This window comes from Mesorhizobium sp. M0243 (genome assembly GCF_040321775.1).
Classification (GTDB): domain Bacteria; phylum Pseudomonadota; class Alphaproteobacteria; order Rhizobiales; family Rhizobiaceae; genus Mesorhizobium.
On sequence record NZ_JAMYSF010000007.1, the window covers coordinates 220,743 to 242,604 of the forward strand.

General features: G+C 64.2%; 17 protein-coding genes. 10 read left to right on the plus strand and 7 right to left on the minus strand.

Annotation, left to right across the window (positions count from 1 at the left end):
- Positions 1-4: 4 nt before the first annotated feature.
- Positions 5-2,089 carry a hydantoinase/oxoprolinase family protein gene (locus NKJ11_RS12240; protein ID WP_352793416.1) on the minus strand — a complete coding sequence of 695 codons (2,085 nt, stop codon included), beginning with the start codon at positions 2,087-2,089 and terminating at the stop codon, positions 5-7.
- A 220-nt stretch (positions 2,090-2,309) separates the two neighbouring features.
- On the opposite strand from NKJ11_RS12240, the gene NKJ11_RS12245 reads away from it, so the two are divergent.
- From NKJ11_RS12245 to NKJ11_RS12265, 5 genes are all read left to right on the plus strand, one after another.
- Complete coding sequence (locus tag NKJ11_RS12245; protein ID WP_127294708.1) at positions 2,310-3,137, plus strand: ferredoxin--NADP reductase; 828 nt, start codon at positions 2,310-2,312, stop codon at positions 3,135-3,137.
- Positions 3,138-3,290: 153 nt separating this feature from the next.
- Positions 3,291-4,340 (plus strand): deoxyribose-phosphate aldolase, encoded by a 1,050-nt coding sequence (gene deoC, locus NKJ11_RS12250; protein ID WP_352553257.1) that lies wholly within the window; start codon positions 3,291-3,293, stop codon positions 4,338-4,340.
- Positions 4,341-4,405: 65 nt separating this feature from the next.
- Positions 4,406-6,778: an aldehyde dehydrogenase family protein gene (locus tag NKJ11_RS12255; RefSeq protein ID WP_352793418.1), complete on the plus strand. Its 2,373-nt coding sequence runs from the start codon at positions 4,406-4,408 to the stop codon at positions 6,776-6,778.
- Between the two features lie 269 nt (positions 6,779-7,047).
- Positions 7,048-7,779: an SDR family oxidoreductase gene (locus NKJ11_RS12260; RefSeq protein ID WP_023810854.1), complete on the plus strand. Its 732-nt coding sequence runs from the start codon at positions 7,048-7,050 to the stop codon at positions 7,777-7,779.
- 218 nt (positions 7,780-7,997) lie between these two features.
- A complete protein-coding gene (locus NKJ11_RS12265) occupies positions 7,998-8,843 on the plus strand; it encodes a fumarylacetoacetate hydrolase family protein (protein WP_023810855.1) in 846 nt (281 codons plus the stop codon).
- A gap of 273 nt (positions 8,844-9,116) precedes the next feature.
- On the opposite strand, the gene NKJ11_RS12270 is transcribed toward NKJ11_RS12265, so the two are convergent.
- The 6 genes from NKJ11_RS12270 to NKJ11_RS12295 all read right to left on the minus strand — a co-directional run bounded on the left by NKJ11_RS12270 (position 9,117) and on the right by NKJ11_RS12295 (position 15,685).
- The gene (locus tag NKJ11_RS12270; RefSeq protein WP_023810856.1) at positions 9,117-10,115 is read right to left on the minus strand and encodes an ABC transporter ATP-binding protein; all 999 of its coding nucleotides are present in this window, start codon (positions 10,113-10,115) and stop codon (positions 9,117-9,119) included.
- Between the two features lie 58 nt (positions 10,116-10,173).
- Positions 10,174-11,235, minus strand: a complete 1,062-nt coding sequence (locus NKJ11_RS12275; RefSeq protein ID WP_352752006.1) for a Gfo/Idh/MocA family protein — start codon at positions 11,233-11,235, stop codon at positions 10,174-10,176.
- Positions 11,232-12,071 carry a carbohydrate ABC transporter permease gene (locus NKJ11_RS12280; protein ID WP_127380895.1) on the minus strand — a complete coding sequence of 280 codons (840 nt, stop codon included), beginning with the start codon at positions 12,069-12,071 and terminating at the stop codon, positions 11,232-11,234. Before NKJ11_RS12280 ends, NKJ11_RS12275 begins: the two co-directional genes overlap by 4 nt.
- Positions 12,072-12,294: 223 nt before the next feature.
- Positions 12,295-13,224 carry a carbohydrate ABC transporter permease gene (locus tag NKJ11_RS12285; RefSeq protein ID WP_352752009.1) on the minus strand — a complete coding sequence of 310 codons (930 nt, stop codon included), beginning with the start codon at positions 13,222-13,224 and terminating at the stop codon, positions 12,295-12,297.
- Positions 13,225-13,463: 239 nt separating this feature from the next.
- Positions 13,464-14,723: an ABC transporter substrate-binding protein gene (locus tag NKJ11_RS12290; protein ID WP_352793419.1), complete on the minus strand. Its 1,260-nt coding sequence runs from the start codon at positions 14,721-14,723 to the stop codon at positions 13,464-13,466.
- Between the two features lie 2 nt (positions 14,724-14,725).
- Positions 14,726-15,685 carry an N-acetylmuramic acid 6-phosphate etherase gene (locus NKJ11_RS12295; protein ID WP_352611525.1) on the minus strand — a complete coding sequence of 320 codons (960 nt, stop codon included), beginning with the start codon at positions 15,683-15,685 and terminating at the stop codon, positions 14,726-14,728.
- A gap of 198 nt (positions 15,686-15,883) precedes the next feature.
- Here NKJ11_RS12295 and NKJ11_RS12300 point away from each other — a divergent pair, with 198 nt between their 5' ends.
- From NKJ11_RS12300 to NKJ11_RS12320, 5 genes are read left to right on the plus strand one after another with little or no spacing between them, the layout of a single operon-like run.
- Positions 15,884-16,765, plus strand: coding sequence for a glucosamine kinase nucleotide-binding domain-containing protein (locus NKJ11_RS12300; RefSeq protein WP_352611526.1), 882 nt, complete (start codon positions 15,884-15,886; stop codon positions 16,763-16,765).
- Entirely contained in the window at positions 16,762-17,544 is a 783-nt protein-coding gene (locus tag NKJ11_RS12305) for a GntR family transcriptional regulator (protein WP_027040192.1), read from the plus strand. Before NKJ11_RS12300 ends, NKJ11_RS12305 begins: the two co-directional genes overlap by 4 nt.
- Complete coding sequence (locus NKJ11_RS12310) at positions 17,541-18,578, plus strand: SIS domain-containing protein (protein WP_352793420.1); 1,038 nt, start codon at positions 17,541-17,543, stop codon at positions 18,576-18,578. The genes NKJ11_RS12305 and NKJ11_RS12310 overlap by 4 nt, the downstream gene beginning before the upstream one ends.
- Positions 18,575-19,780 (plus strand): N-acetylglucosamine-6-phosphate deacetylase, encoded by a 1,206-nt coding sequence (gene nagA / locus NKJ11_RS12315; protein ID WP_352793421.1) that lies wholly within the window; start codon positions 18,575-18,577, stop codon positions 19,778-19,780. The genes NKJ11_RS12310 and nagA overlap by 4 nt, the downstream gene beginning before the upstream one ends.
- Positions 19,781-19,813: 33 nt before the next feature.
- Positions 19,814-21,853, plus strand: a complete 2,040-nt coding sequence (locus NKJ11_RS12320; RefSeq protein ID WP_352793422.1) for an ABC transporter ATP-binding protein/permease — start codon at positions 19,814-19,816, stop codon at positions 21,851-21,853.
- Positions 21,854-21,862: the final 9 nt, after the last annotated feature.

Sequence of the window (21,862 nt, forward strand, 5' to 3'; positions counted from 1 at the left end):
CATCTCAGGCCTCGCCGATGTCGATGATGATGTTGCCGTCGGCGTCGCAGCGTGCGCGGTCGCCGGGCTCGAGCACGGTGGTGGCGTCCATCTGTTCGAGGATCGCCGGCCCTTCGATTTCAGCGTCAAGCGGCAGTTTTTCGCGTGCATATACCGGCGTATCGTGCCAACGCCCGCCATACCAGACCGGCCGGATTTCGCGCCTTGCCTCATCCAGCGTTGTTGCGCGCCCCGCCGGATCGATCAGCCGCGACAGATCGATCGCCGGACGCACGCCGGTCACCGACGTGTTGAGATTGACGAGGTTGGCGCGGATTTCCGGCAGTTCGACCTTGAAGCGGGCGAAATACGCCTTTTCGAAAAGCTGCTGCAGTGTTGCCCGCGTCACCGATGAGGACGGCAGCGGCACGTTGATGATGTGGGTCTGGCCGACGAACTGCATGTCGGCGGAGTGGGTAACGCGGATCGTCTCCGGCTTCACCGCTTCCTTGCCGATCAGCTCTTCACCTTCGTTTCGGTGGCGTTCCAATACAGTATGAAGCTGTTTTTCGTCGAGCACCGCCACCGGCTGGTTGATGGTGTTGACGAAGTCATGGCGCAGGTCGGCGACGACGCAGCCGAGTGCGTTGGTGATGCCCGGACGCGCCGGCACCAGCACCTTGGGCAGGCCGAGTTCGCGCGCCAGGGCGGTCGCATGCAGCGGGCCGGCGCCGCCAAAGGCGAACAGCGCGAAATCACGAGGGTCATGGCCGCGCGACACCGAGACCATGCGGATGGCGCCGGCCATCTTCATGTTGCCGAGCCGCAGCACCGCGCCCGCCGCCTCGACGCCGGACAGGCCGGTCGCCTTGCCGATCTTGTCCTCGAAAATGCTGGTGACGCGCTCTGATGTGACGGGATTTTGGACCGCCAGCAGCTTCTTCGGCGCCAGCCGGCCGAGCACCAGATTGGCGTCGGTAATGGTTGGCTCGAGGCCGCCACGTCCGTAGCAGATCGGGCCGGGATTGGCGCCGGCACTTTCCGGACCGATCTGGATCAGGCCGGCCGCATCGACGCGGGCGATCGAGCCGCCGCCGGCGCCGACCGTGTGCACCGCCACCATCGGCACATGGATCGGCATCGCATATTCGATCTCGATCTCGTTCGAGACTGCCGGCTCGGCATTGCGGATCAGCGCCACGTCGGTCGAGGTGCCGCCCATGTCATAGGTGACGAGGTTTTCGAAGCCGGCGCGTTTTCCGGTATAGGCGGCGGCGATGACGCCGGAGGCCGGGCCGGACATGACCGTCTTGGCCGATTCACGTGTGACGAAGCGGGCCGAGATCATGCCGCCATTGCCGTTCATGATCAGGAAGTCGCGGGCATAGCCTTTTGCGCCCAATTCCTTGCGCAGCCGCTCGACATAGCGCTCGAGGATCGGCTGCACGGAGGCGTTGACCGACGCGGTGACGCCGCGCTCGAACTCGCGCGCCTCCGACAGCAGCGCGTGGCCTGCCGTGATGTAGCCGTTCGGCCAGAGCTCGGCGGCGATTTCGGCGGCGCGCCGCTCATGTGCCGGGTTGGCGTAGGAATGCAGGAAATGGATGACGAGGGATTCGCAACCGGCCGCGATCAGCGTCTGCACGGCGTCGCGCATCTCGGTCTCGTCGAGCGGCGTGCGCACCGCGCCCGATGCTTCGACGCGCTCCGAGACTTCGAGCCTGAGATTGCGCGGAATGATCGGCACGAAGCTGCCGGTCATGCCATAGGCCTGCGGCCGCGTGCGCCGACCCAGTTCGATCACGTCGCGAAAACCGCGCGTGGTGATCATGCCGGTTTTCGCCAGCCGGCGTTCCAGCACCGCATTGGTGGTGGTGGTCGTGCCATGCACGATGAGGTCGATGCTATCGATGGCAAATCCGGTGGCGCCGAGTGCCGAAACGACACCGAAAGCCTGGTTGTCCACCGTGGTCGGCGTCTTGGCCAGATACACCCGGCCGCCGTCGCTTCCGTCGATCAGGAGCAGGTCGGTGAAGGTGCCACCGACATCGATACCGGCGACGACATTTCCCCGGGAATTGCTCGCTTGCGCCGAAATATTCTCTTCCATCGTCGAAACCCGAAATGCGCGGACTACGGATATGCGCCAGTTTGGAAAGCTGTTTTAAGGGAGCATCTTGACGCAAATATCGTTTGTATACTAATAAATTCCGGACACAAGAGCTTGCCGCTTTGCAGTGTGCGAACAGCCCGCCGGGATCTGAATGGTCCGGGCGTGCAGGTGAAAGTTTGGCGCCCGCCTCCACGGTTGGGCCAGAAGGTTGGATTTGATGAACACCACATCCGCTCTCAACACCGTCGGCGCCCGACCGCTGCAGTTCCCGATTCCGGCCAACGTCTATGCCGAAACCGTCGTCTCGGTGAAGCACTATACCGATCGGCTGTTCTCGTTCCGCATCACCCGTCCGCAGTCGCTGCGCTTCCGCTCCGGCGAGTTCGTCATGATCGGCCTGCCCAATGCCGAGAAGCCGGTGTACCGCGCCTATTCGGTGGCAAGTCCGGCCTGGGACGAAGAGCTGGAATTCTTCTCGATCAAGGTGCCGGACGGCCCGCTGACCTCGGAGCTGCAGAAGATCCAGGTCGGCGACACCGTCATCATGCGCCAGAAGTCGACCGGCACGCTGGTGGTCGACGCGCTGACCCCGGCCAAGCGGCTGTTCATGATCTCGACCGGCACCGGCATCGCGCCTTTCGCCAGCCTGCTGCGCGACCCTGACACCTACGACAAATTCGATCAGCTGGTCCTGACCCATACCTGCCGCGACAATGCGGAACTCACCTACGGCCAGGAGCTGGTCGCGGCGTTGGAAAGCGACCCGCTGATCGGTGAACTGACCACTGGGCGCGTCACGCTCTACAATTCGACGACCCGCGAAGAGTCGGCACGCATGGGCCGCATCACCGCGCTGATCGGCTCCGGCAAGTTCTACAGCGATCTCGGCATCGACAAGCTCAGCCCGGAAACCGACCGCATCATGATCTGCGGCTCGATGCATATGCTGAAGGACGTCAAGGAACTGGCCGAAAGCCTCGGCTTCGAGGAAGGTTCGCTGAGCCACCCGGCGACCTTCGTGGTCGAGCGCGCTTTCGTCGGCTGAGCCGCACCTAACATCTCGAAGTCTGCGTTTTTGACCGCGCGGTCAAAAACTGCTGCTTTCGCCGCCTTTTTCGGCTATCACCGTCTGCAGGACTCGTGAAGTACGACTTCGCGGGCTATCTTCGGCACACGTCGCTGAATGAAAGGGCAGGAGATGAGCAGCACAATCCGAGAAGCCGATATCGGCTCGTCCAAGGTGACGCCGCTGCCGGCGCGTGCCGCCGCCAACACAGCCGTTCCACCGGACCATCGCATTGCGCGCAATCCCGGCATGAAGCTCGATCTCGGCTTCATGGAATCGGTGCGCAGCGTCAACCGCTCGGCGCTGGAACGGCGCGTCGCCAGCCTGACCAAGCGGCGCTCGATCAAGGCCGACAACCAGGCCGCCTGGCTGCTAAAGGCCGTCTCCTGCATGGATCTGACGACGCTGAATTCCAACGACACCGAGGAGCGCGTGCGCCGGCTCTGCGCCAAGGCGATCAACCCGTTCCGCCGCGACATTGTCGAGGGCCTCGGCATATCAGGTGAAACCATCCGCCCGGCCGCCGTCTGCGTCTACCATCCCTTCGTCGCCACCGCCGTCGACGCCGTGCGCGGCACCGGCATCCACGTCGCCGCCGTCTCCACCGCCTTCCCGCATGGTCTGGCACCCCTGTCGACCCGGCTGCAGGAAATCGAAGCCTCGGTCCGCGACGGCGCCGACGAGATCGACGTGGTCATTCCACGCGGGCTGGTGTTCGGCGCCAACTGGCGGGAGCTTTACAATGAGATCGTCTCGATGCGCGCCGCTTGCGGTGACGCGCATCTGAAGGTCATTCTCGGCACCGGCGACCTCGCCACGCTGCGCAATGTCATGCTGGCCTCGATGGTGGCGATGATGGCAGGTGCCGACTTCATCAAGACCTCGACCGGCAAGGAAAGCGTCAATGCGACGCTGCCCGTCGGCCTCGCCATGGTGCGCGCCATCAGGGCCTATTTCGAGGAAACCGGTTACCTCATCGGCTTCAAGCCGGCCGGCGGCATTTCCACGGCCAAGGCCTCGCTCGACTGGCTGGTGCTGATGAAGGAAGAGCTCGGCCGGCCATGGCTGGAGCCAGACTTGTTCCGCTTCGGCGCGTCGAGCCTCTTGACCGATATCGAGCGCCAGCTCGAGCACCATCTGACCGGGCACTATTCGGCCAATCATCGCCACGCGATGGCTTGAGCGCACCACACCCGATCGGCTTTGCCGATCGACCCTCCCAGGCGGGAGGGTGAAGGAGGCACCTGATGAACATCCTCGATCGCTATCATGCCATGGAGTACGGCCCGGCGCCGGAAGCCCGCAACGAGGCCGATGCATGGCTTGCCGCGCGCGATTTCGGCAAGGCGCTGTTCATCGGCGGCGACTGGAAAGCCGCGTCCGGCGGCAAGACTTTCGAAACCAGCGAGCCGTCTTCCGGCAAGCTGCTGGCCAAGATATCCGACGCCAATGCCGTCGACATCGACGCGGCGGTTGCGGCGGCCACCAAGGCGCTGCCGAAGTGGTCGGCAGCCTCGGGCTATCAGCGCGCCAAGGTGCTTTATGCCATCGGCCGCGCCATGCAGCGCCACCAGCGCCTGTTCGCAGTGCTTGAGACCATCGACAACGGCAAGCCGATCCGCGAAAGCCGCGACATCGACGTGCCGCTGGCGATCCGCCATTTCATACACCATGCCGGTTGGGCGCAGGCGCTGGACAAGGATTTCCCCGGCCACAAGGGTGTCGGCGTGGTCGGCCAGATCATCCCGTGGAACTTTCCGCTGCTGATGCTGGCCTGGAAGATCGCGCCGGCCCTCGCCGCCGGCTGCACCGTGGTGCTGAAGCCGGCCGAGTTTACGCCGCTGACATCAATCCTGTTTGCTGAGATCTGCGAGCGCGCCGGCGTGCCGAAAGGTGTCGTCAACATCGTGCAGGGCGGTCCTGAGGCCGGCGGGGCCATCGTCAACCATCCCGGCATCCAGAAGATCGCCTTTACCGGTTCTTCCGAAGTCGGCAAGATCATCCGGAAAGCCACCGCCGGCTCGGGCAAGAAACTGTCGCTGGAACTTGGCGGCAAGTCGGCCTTCATCGTCTTCGAGGATGCCGATCTCGACAGCGCCGTCGAAGGCCTGGTCGACGGTATCTGGTTCAACCAGGGCCAGGTATGCTGCGCCGGTTCGCGACTGCTGGTCCAGGAAGGCATCGCCGACGCCCTGATCGCCAAGGTCAAGACGCGGATGAGCCGGCTGCGCGTCGGCAGCCCGCTCGACAAGAACACCGATATCGGCCCGCTGGTCGACGCCACACAGCTCGAGCGCGTCAAGGGCCTGGTCGCCGAAGGTGCCAGGCAGGGCGCCGTCTGCTGGCAGCCGGATGCGGCGCTGCCGTCTTCCGGCTACTACCATCTGCCGACGCTCGCCACAGGTGTTTCGCCGGCTAACATATTGGCGCAAGAAGAGGTGTTCGGCCCTGTTCTGGCGACCATGACCTTCCGCAATACCGAGGAAGCGATCGAGCTCGCCAACAACACGCGCTATGGCCTCGCCGCCTCGGTGTGGAGCGAGAACGTCAACCTTGCCCTGCACGTCGCGCCGCAATTGAAGGCCGGCGTGGTCTGGGTCAACGGCACCAACATGTTCGACGCCGCCTGCGGCTTCGGCGGCTACCGCGAGAGCGGTTTCGGTCGCGACGGCGGGCGCGAGGGCATGTTCGAATATCTCGCGGCGAAACTGCCGCTCGGCCAGATCATCAAGCCGGCGACGACCTCCGCACAGCCAGTCGAGCAGGCCGACGGCTCGGCAATCGACCGCACGGCAAAGCTATTCATCGGCGGCAAGCAGGTACGGCCGGACGGCAATTATTCGCTGGCTGTCGCCACCGCCAAGGGCAAGCTGGCCGGTGAGGTTGGTCTCGGCAGCCGCAAGGATATCCGCGACGCTGTCTCCGCAGCCCGCGCCTGTAGGGGCTGGCCCGAGGCGACCGCCTATAACCGCAGTCAGGTGCTTTACTATCTGGCCGAAAATCTCTCCGGCCGCGCCGCCGAGTTTGCCGCCCGCCTCACCGAGCTGACCGGCGCCAGCGCCAAGGCCGCGCGGGAAGAAGTAGAACAGTCCATAGAGCGCCTCTTCCTCTATGCCGGTCTGGCCGACAAGTTCGAGGGCCGCGTGCACCAGCCGCCGGCGCGTGCCGTGACGCTGGCGCTTCATGAACCGGTCGGCGTCGTCGGCATCGTCGCCCCCGACAGCTCGCCGCTGCTCGGCCTGATCTCGCTGGTCGCACCGGCGCTGGCCATGGGCAACACCGTGGTCGCGGTGCCTTCGGAGCGCTATCCGCTGCTGGCCACCGATCTCTACCAGGTCATCGAATATTCCGACGTTCCCTCAGGCGCCATCAACATCGTCACCGGTCGCAGCGCCGAACTTGCCGGCGTGCTGGCCAAGCATGACGACGTCGACGGGCTCTGGGTGTTCGCCGATGCTGAGACCTGCGCCCAGGCGGAAGCCGAGTCCATCGGCAACCTCAAGCGCATCTGGAGCGGAAATGGCCGCGGCCTCGACTGGGCATCCGACGAAGCCGCCGGCGACGCCTTCCTGCGCCGCGCCGTCGAGGTCAAGAATGTCTGGGTGCCTTACGGCGATTAATGTATGTCGCCCAAAAGTGCGCAGCGGTTTTGGGGCAACGACATATATAAAGGCAAAGAGCCAAAGCGCGTCGCGCGCTTTGAGCTCCCCCCGGTGCTGTCGAGACCGTGTTCGGGGTTGACGCACGGACAGATGTTCTTTAACGAGAAAAAACATCTTTATCAGTGAACGATCAACGGCGCAGGCTGCACGATCATGCGTGACTGGCACATGACGCCTTGGCCAGCCGCAGGTAGACCCGAACTATCCCAGTGGACGAGGAGAACAGTATGGCGGATCTGGCAGGCAAGGTCGTTGTCGTCACGGCAGCGGCGCAAGGCATCGGCAAGGCGAGCGCACTGGCCTTCGCAAAAGCTGGCGCCATCGTCTACGCCACCGACATCAACGAGGCCCTGCTGGCGGAACTCGCCAAGACGCCGGGGATCAAGACCCGCAAGCTGGACGTGCTCAACGACGAAGCCGTCAACGCCGCCTTTGCCGAGATCGGTGTCGTCGACGTGCTGTTCAACTGCGCCGGTTTCGTCCATTCGGGCTCGATCCTGGAGATGAAGGACGGCGACCTCGATTTCGCGCTGAACCTCAATGTTCGCGCCATGATCCGCACCAGCCGGGCTGTGCTGCCCGGCATGCTGGAACGCGGCGACGGATCGATCATCAACATGGCCTCGCTGGCCAGTTCGACCAAGGGCGTGCCCAACCGCTTCGTCTATGGCCTGACCAAGGCCGCCGTCATCGGCCTGACCAAGGCGATCGCCGCCGACTATGTCGGCAAGGGCATACGCTGCAACGCCATTTGCCCCGGCACGGTCGAGAGCCCGTCGCTGCAGGACCGCATGCACGCGCAAGGCGACTACGATGCCGCCCGCGCCGCCTTCATCGCCCGCCAGCCAATGGGCCGGCTCGGCACGCCGGAGGAAATCGCCGATCTCGCCGTCTATCTGGCCGGCGCCACCTACACGTCCGGGCAGGCCTACAATATCGACGGCGGCTGGTCGATCTGACTGCGGAAATCATACGCGAGCAGGACGATCTGGCCCTTTCCCGGCGTTTAACAGGGGATCGAAGAGTCTGAAAATCCCGCGCGCCGGCTATCTTGTATGGCGATCGCGCTTGTCCGTAGTCAGGTCGATGGGTACGGTCCGCCGGTTCCTTGAAGGAGCATCGCCTTGGCGGAAAGTTTGCAAAGGGCCACGAGGCCGCAATCAGGAGAAGGATTTAGATGAAACTGCTGCGCTATGGCGAGGTGGGAAGCGAACGTCCCGGCCTGCTCGATGCGGATGGAACGATCCGTGATCTCTCCGCTCACGTCACCGATATCGGCGGCAAGACGCTCGACCCGGCATCGCTGGCTGCACTGGCCAAGCTGGATCCCAAGTCGCTACCGGCGGTTTCCGGCAGCCCGCGCCTCGGCGCCTGCGTTACCGGAACCGGCAAGTTCATCTGCATCGGCCTCAACTATTCCGACCACGCCGCCGAGACCGGCGCCACCGTGCCGCCGGAGCCGATCATTTTCATGAAGGCAAGCTCGGCCATTGTCGGGCCGGATGACGACGTGCTGATCCCGCGCGGCTCGGAGAAAACCGACTGGGAAGTCGAACTGGCCGTGGTCATCGGCAAAACCGCCAAATATGTCAGCGAGGCCGATGCGCTCGACTATGTCGCCGGCTATAGCGTTGCCCACGATGTCTCCGAACGCGCCTTCCAGGCCGAGCGCCAGGGCCAGTGGACCAAGGGCAAGTCCTGCGACACGTTCGGCCCGACCGGCCCGTGGTTGGTGACCAAGGACGAGGTAGCCGATCCGCAGAACCTCAAAATGTGGCTGACCGTCAACGGCAAGACGATGCAGAACGGCTCGACCAAGACCATGGTCTACGGCGTAAAGTATCTGGTGTCCTATCTCAGCCAGTTCATGTCGCTGCACCCCGGCGACATTATCTCCACCGGCACCCCGCCCGGCGTTGGCCTCGGCATGAAGCCGCCGGTGTTTTTGAAGGCAGGCGATGTGGTGGAGCTCGGCATTGAAGGCTTGGGGCAGCAGAAGCAGACGTTCAAGGCTGACGTGTAGGCTTCTCTGTTCTCTCCTTGTGTCTCTGGAATGAGAAGAGGAAGGGGCGGTTTCGCGCCTTTCCTCTACCCCGTCGATCGGGGGAGAGGTGGCGAGCGAAGCTCGACGGAGTGGGGGCTCGATCCGCTCGTCTGTCGAAGCGACTGTACTGACACGTCAGTCCCTATCCTATGGCGGTTTTGGCTTGGGTCCAGGTCTTCCCCCACTCCGTCGCCGCTTCGCGGCGCCACCTCTCCCCCCTCCGGAGGGAGGGGAAAGGAAGAGGGTGTCAAGCTACTTCAACACCTTCCCATCAGCGCCAAACCGATACGTCTTCGCCGGATCCGGCGTCGCATACAGCGTGGCACCCGGCTCGGCATCATAAACACCAAAGATCCGCACGGTGATCAGACCGGCCTTCTCGCAGTCGAGATACAGATTGGTGTCGGCGCCGAGATGCTCGGCGTGCACCACCGTTCCCTTCCAGGCGCCGGATTTCGGATCGACGGTCAAATGTTCCGGCCGCACGCCGATGGTCTTGGCGGTTTCGCCGAGGCGGGCGCCGTCGACGAAATTCATCTTCGGTGAGCCGATGAAGCCGGCGACGAACTCATTTGCCGGCGAATTGTAGAGCTCCATCGGGCCGCCGATCTGCTCAATCCTGCCGGCATTGAGCACGACGATCTTGTCGGCCAGCGTCATCGCCTCGACCTGGTCGTGGGTGACGTAGATCATCGTTGCCTTCAGCCGGCGATGCAGCTGCGCGATCTCCAGCCGCGTGTTGACGCGCAGTGCCGCATCGAGGTTCGAAAGCGGCTCGTCGAAGAGAAAAAGCTTTGGCTCGCGCACCACGGCGCGGCCGATGGCGACGCGCTGGCGCTGGCCGCCGGAGAGTTCGGCCGGCCGTCTTTCGAGATAGGGCTCCAGCGACAGCATCGATGACGCGATGCCGATGCGGCGCTCGATTTCGGCCGCCGGCGTTCCTGCCTGCTTGAGGCCAAGGCCCATATTGTTCTTCACCGTCAGATGCGGGTAGAGCGCATAGGTCTGGAACACCATGGCGATGCCACGCTTGGCCGGCGGCGTGGCCGAGACGTCCGCGCCGTCGATGACGACGCGGCCCGAGGTCGAATCCTCCAGTCCGGCAATGACTCGGAGCAAGGTCGACTTGCCGCAGCCAGACGGGCCGACGAAGACGACGAATTCGCCGTCGTTCACTTCGAGGTTGATGCCCTTCAGCACCTCGACCGGCCCGAAGGCCTTTTTCACGTTCTCAATGTTCAGCGAGCCCACGGCGATCCTCCGGATTGGAATGTGGGCGCGAATGCAACCCGTGACGACAATTCTGCGGTCACAATCGCACCGCCTTTCCACTGCGCACGCTCTCGTCTGCGGCAAGGCAGACGGCGAGCGATTTGACCGCGTCGTCCATATGTTTGGTGAGATCCAGATCCTCGCGGATCGCCTTCAGCACGAAGGCCTGTTCGAGGTCGCAGAGGTCCTGATGGCCGGGTTCGCCTGCCATCGACAGCATTTCGTCGGCCTTGAGAAACTTGCCGTCCGCGCCGGTCGCGGCGCTGTGCAGGCGAATGGTCGAGGTCTTGGTGTGGGTGTCGATGTCGTCGGACTTGACGCCTTCCTTCATCACGATCGATACGCAGCCCTTGGGCGAGATCACGTCTTTCACGAAGAACGCCGTTTCCGAAATCATCGGCCCCCAGCCGGCCTCATACCAGCCGACCGACCCGTCATCGAACAGCACCTGCAGATGGCCGTAATTGTACATCGAGGGTGCCACCTCCTCGGTCAGCCGCACGCCCATGCCACGCACCTCGATCGGTTTGGCATCGGTGATCTGCAGCATGACGTCGAGATAGTGCACGCCGCAGTCGACGATCGGCGACGTCGTCTGCATCAACTGCTTGTGCGTCTCCCAGGTGTGGCCCGAGGATTGCTGATTGAGGTTCATGCGGAAAACGTAGGGGCCGCTTAGCTTGCGCGCTTCGGCGATCAGCCTGATCCAGGACGGGTGATGGCGCAGGATATAGCCGATCACCAGTTTTCTGCCATTGGCCTTCGCCGCCGCGACGACGCGCTTGGCGTCGGCCACCGTCGTTGCCAGCGGCTTTTCGACGAAGACATGGCAACCGGCCTCGAACGCCCTCACCGCATAGTCGGCATGGCTGTCGGAATAGGTGGCGATGCAGGCGACATCGGGCTTTTCGTCACGCAGGGCTTCATCGAAGGAGCGCCTTATGCCGTAACCCGACAGTCTGTCCGGCAGCGGCACGTCGGAGCGGTTGATCAGCGCTGCGATCTGAAAACCTGGATTGGCATGGTAGGCCAGCGCGTGGCTGCGGCCCATATTGCCGAGGCCGGCAACGACGACGCGAAGAGGTGTTTCAGAGTTCACTTGACGGCTCCGGACGTGATGCCGCGGATCAGCTGCCGCGAGAAGATGACGTAGAGGATCAGCACCGGCATGATCGCCAGCGACAGTGCGGCCAGGATGGCGTTCCAGTTGGTGACGAACTGGCCGAGGAAGAGCTGGGCGCCGAGCGTCACCGTCTTGGTTTCTTCTGACGGCGCCAGGATCAGCGGGAACCACAGATCGTTCCAGATCGGGATCATGGTGAAGACGGCGACGGTTGCCATCGAGGGCCTGACCAGCGGCAGCACCAGGCGGAAGAAGATGGTGTATTCGGACAGGCCGTCGATGCGGCCGGCATTCTTCAGATCGTCGGACACCTGCTTCATGAATTCCGACAGGATGAACACGGCAAGCGGCAGGCCCTGCGCGGTGTAGACCAGGATCAGCGCCGTCAGCGTGTTGACCAGCCCGCTCGCCACCATCAATTGCAGGATGGCGACGGTGCCCAGCCGGATCGGGATCATAATGCCGAGCGCCAGATAAAGCCCCATCAGCGAGTTGCCGCGGAAGCGGTATTCCGACAGCGCGAACGCCGCCATGGCGCCGAACAACAGCACGAAGAACAGCGAGGCGACGGTGACGACGAGGCTGTTCTGGAAATAGTGGATGAAGTCGCCCTGGCCGATCACCGTCGTGTAGCCGATCAGGTCGAAGGTTTTGGGCGTCGGCGGCGTCAGCGGCGCGCCGAAGATGCCCGCGCGCGACTTGAACGAGTTCATGATGACGAGGATCACCGGAAACAGCGCGATCGCCGTGTAGGTCAACAGGATCGCGTGGGCGCCGATGGTGCGGGGCACGGAACGGGTGGCGGTGCTCATTGGGAGGTCTCCTGACGCACACTTCCAAGGAATGGCGCCAAGGCACCCCCCTCTGTCCTGCCGGACATCTCCCCCGCAAGGGGGGAGATCGGATGTCGCGACTGCTTTCGCCAATCACCAACGCAGCAAGATGGCCGGCAAGGCCAACGCTGCCAATCTCCCCCCTTGCGGGGGAGACGGCCGGCAGGCCAGAGGGGGGTGTTCAAGCTCGACATCTCGCCCCTCAGAACTGGTAGCGACGCAGGCGCGTCTGGACGAGGAAGAGGTAGACGCAGACGCCGCCGAGGATGATCAGGAACATCATCGTGGCGATCGCCGCGCCCATATTGGGGTCGCCGGTCTGCAGCTGGAAACCGAAGAAGGCGCGATAGAGGAAGGTGCCGAGAATGTCGGTCGAATAGTTTGGCCCGGCGAGCGCCCCTTGCGCGGTGTAGATCAGGTCGAAGGCGTTGAAATTGCCGACGAAGGTGAGGATCGAGATGATGCCGATCGATGGCAGGATCAGCGGCAGCTTGATCTTCCAGAACTGCGACAGGCCGGTAATGCCGTCGCATTCGGCCGCCTCGATCACCTCTTCGGGAATCGACAGCAGGGCTGCGTAGATCAGCATCATCGGGATGCCGACGAACTGCCACACCGAGATCAGGCTAAGCGCCGTCAGAGCATATTGCTCCTTGCCCAGCCACGGCGTGAACAAGCTTTTCAGGCCGACAAGATCCATCAGATGCGGCGCCACGCCCCACAGCGGCGACAGGATCAGCTTCCAGGCGAAGCCGACGATGACGAAGGACAGGATCGTCGGAACGAAGATCGCCGTGCGGTAGAAGGCCGCGAATCTCAGTCTCGGGCTGGACAGCAGCGCGGCCAGCATGACGCCGATCGGGTTCTGCACCAGCATGTGGATGATGAAGAACCAGGTGTTGTTCCTGAGCGCGTTCCAGAAACCCACCGACCAGTTGGGGTCGCCGAACAGGGTGCGGAAGTTTTGCAGCCCGACGAAGACCTGATGCTGCTCGATGTTGCGGAACAGCGACAGCTGCAGCGTGCCGGCGAGCGGCAGGATCATGATCGCCGTGTAGACGAGCACCGCCGGCGCCAGGAAGATGCCGATGTGCCAGCGGAACGGTCTTTTCGGTCGTGTTTCTGCGGCCATGAGTTCAGTCCCCGCCGTCTCTCGGTTCCAAAGGGTATCGATCTAGATGATGCCTCGATGCACGGCCCGACCGTTCTTGCCCGATGCGGCAAGAACAAAGGCCTGCGACTGGTCAGCTAGCCTTTCCCCACAACAGCGAGGGTAAGGCCGAGAGGCGGTGCCGACAATCGCAATCTGAAAAACCAGGATAGTCCGAGACCGGCCAGGCATACGCCCGGCCGATCTCGTTGCCTGAGCTCTTACTTCGCCGGCTTGTACCAGCTGTCGAGACCGGTCTGCAGCTTCTTGGCCGCGGCTTCCGGCGTATCGGTGCCGTTGATGACGTTGGCCGATTCAACCCAGGTCTCGTTCTCGAGGTTCGGCGTGCCGCGCGACAGGATCTGGTAGGTCGAACGGATCGTCGGCTTGCACTTGGCGCGCCAGGAGACGAATTCCTGCGCCAGCGGGTCTGCCATCTTCACCGGCGAGGAGTTCAGGCTGAAGAAGCCCGGCAGCGCGTTGGCGTAGATGGTGGCGAAATCCGGCGAAGCGACCCAGGACAGGAAGGTCTTGGCCGCATCGGCGTTCTTCGAAGCGGCGTTCAGGCCCATGCCGATATCGGTATGGTCGGAGATGTAGCAGGTGTCGCCGGCCTTTTCGACCGGCGGCGGGAAGGCGCCCATCTTGAACTGGGCCTGGGTGTTGAACAGGCCGATTTCCCACGAGCCGGCCGGGTAGATGGCGGCGCGGCCGAGCGTGAACAGGTTCTGGCTGTCCGGATAGGTCTGCGCCTCGAAACCGTCACCCAGATAAGGCTTCCACTTGGCCAGTTCCTCATACGGCGCGACCCAGTCCTTGTCGGTCAGCTTCTGATCGCCCTTGATCAGCGCTGCGCGGCCGTCCTCGCCCTTCCAGTAGTTCGGGCCGATGTTCTGGTAGCCCATGGTCGCGGCTTCCCAGAGATCCTTGGTGCCCATCGCCATCGGGATGTAGGTGCCGTCGGCCTTGATCTTCTCGAGCGCGGCGAAGAACTCGTCGCGGGTCTCCGGCACCTTGATGCCGAGCTTTTCGAAGGCGTCCTTGTTGTAGATGAAGCCGTGAATGACCGAGGCCATCGGCACGCAGAAGCTCGCCTTGCCGTCGTCGGTCTGCCAGGCGGACTTTGCCACGGGCGAGAAGTTCTCCATGCCGGGCAGCGCCGAGAGATCGGCAAGGTTGCCCTTCTTGAACAGCTCGAGCGACTTGTCGAATGGGCGGCAGGTGATCAGGTCGCCCGCCGAGCCGGCGGCGAGCTTGGCGCCGAGCGCTGCGTCATATTCGGTCGGAGCCGACGGCGCGAACACCACCTTGATGCCCGGATTCTTGGCTTCGAAAGCCGGGATCAGCTTATCCTTCCAGATGGCAAGGTCGTCGCCGCGCCAGCTTTCGATGTTGAGCGTTACGTCGTCGGCATAGGCAACCCCGGCCGAGCCGAGAATGCTGGTGCCCAGAAGCAGTGCCGTCAGTAGTTTCGTTGTCATGCTCAGTCTCCCTGTTGACCTTTTTCAGGTTCGGTTTTGATGAGAACGGAGGCAGTGCGCCCCTTGCTCCCCTCTATAGCGGAAAGGGCCGGCCGCAGCTTCTGGCCGGCCTCTTCCAGTATCTTCTGCGCCGCGTCAGTGCTGTCGGCGCCTGCTGCGAGCAGAATGGCGGTCTTGACCGCGCCGCCGCTCTTCTCGAGCAGACGGGCCGCTTCGTCCGTGCCGCGCCCGCTGATCGCGGCGACGATGCGCGCCGCGCGGTCGCGCAGCTTGATGTTGTCGGCCATGAGATTGACCATGTAGCCGTCATGCACATGGCCGAGATGGATGGCGGTCAGCGTCGACAGCATGTTGAGCGCGATCTTCTGGGCAGTGCCGGCGCCCATGCGCGTAGAGCCGGCGATCAGTTCCGGCGGTGTTTCGAGCAGGATGGCGGTTTGTGCCTGGCGCAGCAGCGCAGAGTCCCTGTTGTTGGCGATGCCGATGGTGGCGGCGCCCCGACGGGCGGCTTCCTCGATCGCCTTGACGGCATAGGGCGTCGTGCCGCTGGCGGAAATGGCGATCAGGCAGTCGCCCTTGCCGAGGCCGGCCTTGGCGACCGCTGCCGCGGCCTCCTCGGTATCGTCTTCCGGCCCGCCGGCCAATGTGCGGAAAGCGTCGTCGCCGCCGGCGATCAGGATAGCAATGCGGTCGCGGTGAATACCGAAGGTGCCGGGCAATTCAAGCGCATCGGCCAGCGCCATCAGGCCGGAGCTGCCGGCCGCCGCATAGGCAAGCTTGCCGCCACTCTTCAACCCACCGGCGATGATTTCTGCTGCCCTGGCGATGGACGGGATGGCATGGCGCACAACTTTTGCGGCTTCGATCTGCGCGTCGGCCAAATAGGAAAGGATGGCGTCCGGGGCTTGGATATCCAGCCCCTCGGCATTCTGGTGAAGCGCTTCGGTGCGCGTTTCGGCCATCCCGGTTCCTCCAATACCAGAACAATACCAAAAAAATACCACTTGTCCACACGCATTAACGAATTCGCTGGCCAGAAATCGCTGAGCCGACGAAATGCATAGGTTTTTCAATAAAATACGGCTTAATCTTTTTGAAACGGAAATTAACCCTTGGCTATTGGTATTTTATTGGTATTATCCGCATGGAGGAGAAACCACGTGAATCTCGTGCTCGGAATCGATGGTGGCGGCACCAGCTGCAGGGCTGCCCTGGCAACAGCGGATGGCACTGTTGTTGGCCGCGCCAAAAGCGGCGCCGCCAACATACGCACCGACCTGACCGGCGCCCGCTCGAACATCGTCGAGGCCGCCAGGCAGGCGTTCCTCGCCGCCGGGCAGGATCCGGAACTGATCTCGCAAACACCCGCAATTCTCGGCCTTGCCGGCGCCAATGTCGGCACCTACCGGCAGCAGCTTGAAGCGATCCTGCCATTCAGCATCAGCCGCGTCGAGACCGACGCCGAGATCGCGCTGGAAGGCGCTGTCGGCTCCGGCGACGGCGCCATGGCGATCCTCGGCACCGGCACCGCCTATATGGCGCGCAGACAAGGCAAATCGCGCGCCATCGGCGGCTGGGGCTTCCAGGTTGGCGACCAGGGCAGCGGCGCCCGTATCGGCCGCGACCTGCTCGAACAGACACTGCTTGCCTATGACGGCGTCCGCGAAGGTTCGCCGCTGACGCAGAGCATGCTGGCCGTGTTCCGCAACAACCCGGAGGACGTCGTCGAATTCACCACCAATGCCAAGCCGGGTGACTTCGGCGGCTTCGCACCCAAGGTGTTCGAGCATGCCGGGAAGGGCGACAGCGTCGCCAACTGGATCCTCGACAGGGTGGTCGCCGATGTCGAAGCCTCGCTCGGCGCGCTCGACCTCTCAGAAGACGCGCCGCTGTGCCTGCTCGGCGGGCTGGCGCCGCTCTACGCGCCGCGGCTGTCTGCCCGCTACCGGGCGCTGCTGAAGCCGCCGCTCGACGACGCGCTGGGCGGCGCGGTGCAGATGGCGGTTCGCCTTTTCGCCGGACACGCGGAGGCAACTCGATGAGCGAGGCCGCCGACCAGATCTTCGCCACGCTCAAACATCAGGCGCAAAGCGGCGCGCCGCTTTATCTGCAGCTTCGCAAGAGCATCGAGGACGCGGTCAATCGCGGCCTGATCGGGCCGGGCGACGCGCTGCCTTCCGAGCGCGACATCGCCACCAAGGCCGATATTTCGCGGGTCACCGTGCGCAAGGCGGTGCAGGACCTCGTCAAGGGCGGCATCCTGGTGCAGCGCCACGGCTCCGGCACTTTCGTGGCGCCGCGCATGGAGCGTGTCGAACAGTCGCTGTCGCGGCTGACCTCGTTCACCGAAGACATGGCGCGGCGCGGCATGGCTGTGCGTTCGGCATGGCTCGACCGAGGCCTTTACGCACCTTCGCCCGACGAGATGATGGTGCTCGGCCTGTCGTCGAGCGAACTCGTGGCGCGCGTGGCGCGCCTGCGCATCGCCAACGACACACCGCTGGCGATCGAGCGCGCCTCGCTGTCGGCCAGCGTGTTGCCCGACCCGGCCGATATAGGCTCCTCGCTCTATGCGGCGCTGGAATTGACCGGCAACCGGCCGGTGCGCGCCGTGCAGCGCATTTCCGCCGCCAATCTCGGCGACAGCGACGCGCGCCTGCTCGAAGTGCCGCCAGGCATTGCCGGCCTGCACATCGAACGCATTTCCTATCTGGCGAGCGGCAAGGTGATCGAATTCACCCGCTCCATCTACCGGGGCGACGCCTATGATTTCGTCGCCGAACTGCGGCTGACAGGGCCGAGCGAAGAGGGCCGACCATGAGCACGACAGAAATGACCCATATGCGGCGCGAGATCGAGGAGGTCCCGCAAGCGGTCGCCCGCCTGCTCGACGGCTCCGGCGCCGTGTTGACCGAGGCCGGGCGCGGCATCCGCGAACGCGACCCGCAGTTTGTCGTCACCGTGGCGCGCGGCTCGTCCGACCATGCCGCCACCTTCATGAAATATGCCGTCGAACTGACCGCCGGCCTGGCCGTCGCGTCGGTCGGCCCGTCGATCGCCTCGATCTACGGCCGCAAGCTCAGGCTCGCCGGCTCGGCCTGCCTGGCGATCTCGCAGTCGGGCAAGAGCCCCGATATCGTCGCTATGGCCGAAACCGCGCGGGCGGGGGGCGCGCTGACCATCGCCATCACCAACACCGCTGATTCGCCGCTGGCGCGCGCATCGGACTATGCGATCGATATCCTGGCCGGCCCCGAGCGCAGCGTGGCGGCCACCAAGACCTTCATCAATTCGGCCGTCGCCGGCCTCGCTCTGATGGCGCACGCCACCGGTGACGATGCGCTGTTGGCCGCACTTGCCCGCCTGCCGGAGCATTTCGGCAAGGCGATCGCCTGCGACTGGATGAGCGTGCTGTCTGAGACGATCGAGAAGCAGAAATCGCTGTTCATCCTCGGCCGCGGACCGTCGGCGGCGATGGCCAATGAGGCGGCGCTGAAATTCAAGGAGACCTGCGGCATGCATGCGGAAGCCTACAGCGCCGCCGAAGTCATGCACGGCCCGCTGGCGCTGATCGGCCCCGATTTTCCGGTGCTGGCGCTGGCTGCGCGCGACGCCTCCGAACCGTCCATTGCCGAGGCCGCCGACAGCCTGGCGGCCAAGGGCGCGCCGGTGTTCGTCACCTCCGCACTTGGCAAACGCGCTGTGCGCCTGCCGCATGTCGCCACCGGCCACCCGCTGACCGATCCGCTGACGCTGATCGTCTCCTTCTACATGTTCGTCGAGGCCTTTGCCCGCCATCGCGGTCTCGACCCGGACACGCCGCGCAATCTTCGCAAGGTGACGGAGACAGTATGAGCGATCGCTTTGCCCTGACTGGCGCCCGGGTTTTCGACGGCGACGACTGGCATGAAGGCCACGCACTTGTCGTGCGCGACGGTCTCGTCGAGGCCATTTTGCCCGCCGGCGCCATCGCCTCGGATATCCGCGTCGTCGACACCGGCGGCGGCGTGCTGACGCCGGGCTTCGTCGACCTGCAGGTCAATGGCGGTGGCGGCGTCATGCTCAATGACCACCCCGATGTCGCTTCGATCGAGACCATCTGCCGCGCACATGCGCCCTTCGGCACGACGGCGCTGCTGCCGACTCTGATCACCGACACATCAGACATCACCGCCGCCGCTGTCGCCGCCGGCGAGGCAGCGGCGCGCCAGAAGGTGCCTGGGTTTCTCGGACTGCATCTCGAAGGCCCGCATCTGTCGGTCGCCCGCAAGGGCGCACATGATCCGGCGCTGATCCGGCCGATGACGGACGCCGACCAGGCGATGCTGATCGCCGCGCGGCAAAAACTACCGGTGCTGCTCACCACCATTGCCCCGGAATCCGTCGAGCCGGCGCGCGTCGCGGCACTCGCCAAGGCCGGCATCATCGTCAGCCTTGGCCATTCCGATACCGGCTATGCCGCCGCCAGCGCCTTTGCAGAGGCCGGCGCCTCGATGGTCACCCATCTGTTCAACGCGATGAGCCAGATCGGCAATCGCGAACCTGGACTGGCGGGGGCTGCCATCGACATCGGCAGCTTGTCCGCCGGTCTCATCGCCGACGGCATCCATGTCGACCCGGCCACGATCAAGATCGCGCTGCGCGCCAAGCAAGGTCCCGGCAAAATCGTGCTGGTCACCGACGCCATGGCGACAATCGGCACCGACATGACGTCGTTCACACTCAACGGCCGCACCATCTATCGAAGGGATGGCAGCCTGAGGCTCGCCGACGGAACGCTGGCGGGCGCCGATCTCGATATGATCTCGGCCGTTCGTTTCATCCACCGCGTCGTCGGGGTCGAGCTTTCCGAGGCCTTGCGCATGGCCTCGCTCTATCCGGCGCAAGCAATCGGCCAGTCGCACCGGCTGGGCCGATTCGCCAACGGCACGGCCGCGGACATGGTCGCGCTGTCGGACGATCTCGACACGAAGGGCGTCTGGATCGGCGGCGAAAAGGTTTTTGCGGCCGGTTCCGCCACTGCGTTGATTTCAGGTTCAAGTCGGCTGACGTCATGAAACCTTTTGATTTTGAGGTCGTTGTCGGAGCGTATGTCCGAGGCGAAACCCAAATTGAAACAGGCCGACGGCATCAAACCGCGCGATGCCTTGAAGCCGCGACAGCAAGCGCCGCGTGACCAGAGGCCACGCCACGAGGAGTTGCGCGAAAAAAAGCCGTCGGCCGCCGAAGCTGCCCCGGAGGTCGACGGCCAGCCGGGGCCACCGCCGGAGGCTGTCGAGCCCGATCCGCAACTGACGCCCGAAGAGGCCGAGCAGGCGCGCAAGAAATATCTGCTGCGGCGTTTCTGGATCAGCGCGCGCGGTTACTGGAGCCGGCGCGGCGACCGGCTCGCTTGGCCATTGACGATAGGGGTGCTGCTGCTGATCTGCATCAATATCGGCTTCCAGTATGGCATCAATGTTTGGAACCGCTCGATGTTCGATGCCCTCGAGCAGCGCAACGCCCGCAGCGTCTATTTCCTCAGCGCCGTCTTCGTGCCGCTGGTGATCTGCAGCGGCAGCCTTGTCGTCGCGCAGGTCTACCTGCGCATGACGATCCAGCGCCGCTGGCGTTCCTGGCTGACCACCGCGGTCATTGCGCGCTGGCTGGCAAGCGGTCGCTACTACCAACTGAACCTCGTCGGCGGCGACCACCAGAACCCCGAGGCCCGCATGACCGAGGATTTGCGGATCGCCACCGAGTCGCCGGTCGATTTCATCGCCGGCGTTCTCAACGCGTTCCTGTCGGCCTCGACCTTCATCGTCGTGCTGTGGACCATCGGCGGCGCGCTCACCCTGCCGATCGGCGGCGAGAGCATTACCATTCCCGGCTTCCTGGTCATCACCGCGATGATCTATGCCGCCATCACCTCGACCTCGATGGTGGTCATCGGCCGCAATTTCGTCCAGCTCTCCGAGCGGAAGAACCAGGCGGAGGCCGAATTGCGCTACACGCTGACGCGCGTGCGCGAAAACGGCGAGAGCATCGCCTTGCTGGGCGGCGAGGAGGAGGAGCGCAGCGGCATCGACAGGAATTTCGGCCATGTGCTGAGGCAATGGGCGCTGCTGACAGGCCAGCACATGCGCACGGCGGCGGTGTCGCAGGGATCGAGCCTGTTTGCGCCGGTCGTGCCGATCCTGCTGTGCGCGCCAAAATTCCTCGAAGGCTCAATGACGCTTGGCGAGGTGATGCAGGCAGCGTCTGCCTTTGGTATCGTGCAAGGCGCGTTCGGATGGCTGGTCGACAACTACCCGCGTCTTGCCGACTGGAACGCCTCCGCGCGGCGCATAGCTTCGCTGATGATGTCGCTCGACGGGCTCGAGCGTGCGGAGCAAAGCGACGCGCTCGGACGCATCCAGCACGGCGAAACCGATGACGGTGCGATGCTCAGCCTCGACAATCTCTCCGTCACGCTCGACGACGGCACCGCCGTGGTCAAGGAGACCGAGGTTGCAATCGAACCCGGTGAGCGGGTGCTGGTGGCCGGCGAATCAGGCTCAGGCAAGTCGACGCTGGTGCGGGCCGTCGCGGGCCTATGGCCGTGGGGCGGCGGCGGCGTCAATTTCCACGCCGGCAGGCGTCTGTTCATGCTGCCGCAACGCCCTTACATCCCCTCGGGCACGCTTCGCCGCGCGGTCGCCTATCCCGCGGCGGCGGACAAGTGGACGATCAAACAGATCAAGGCCGCCCTCGACAAGGTCGGCCTTGCCTATCTTGCCGAAAGGATCAAGGAAGAAGCGCCATGGGACCAGACGCTGTCGGGCGGCGAAAAGCAGCGCCTCGCCTTCGCGCGCCTGCTGCTGCACCGCCCCGATATCGTCGTGCTGGATGAAGCAACCTCGGCGCTCGACGAGAAGAGCCAGGACACCATGATGGCGACGGTGATCCGCGAATTGCCTGATGTCACCATCATCAGCGTGGCGCACCGGGCCGAGCTGGAAGCCTTCCACAGCCGCAAGATCACCCTCGAACGGCGCGAGGGCGGCGCCAAGCTTGTCAGCGACATCAATCTCGCCCCACGCAAGCGCAACCTGCTGAAGCGCGCCTTGTGGGGTTCCGGCAGCCGGGCCGAAAGGCCGCGCAAGGAGTAAGGCGCCCCT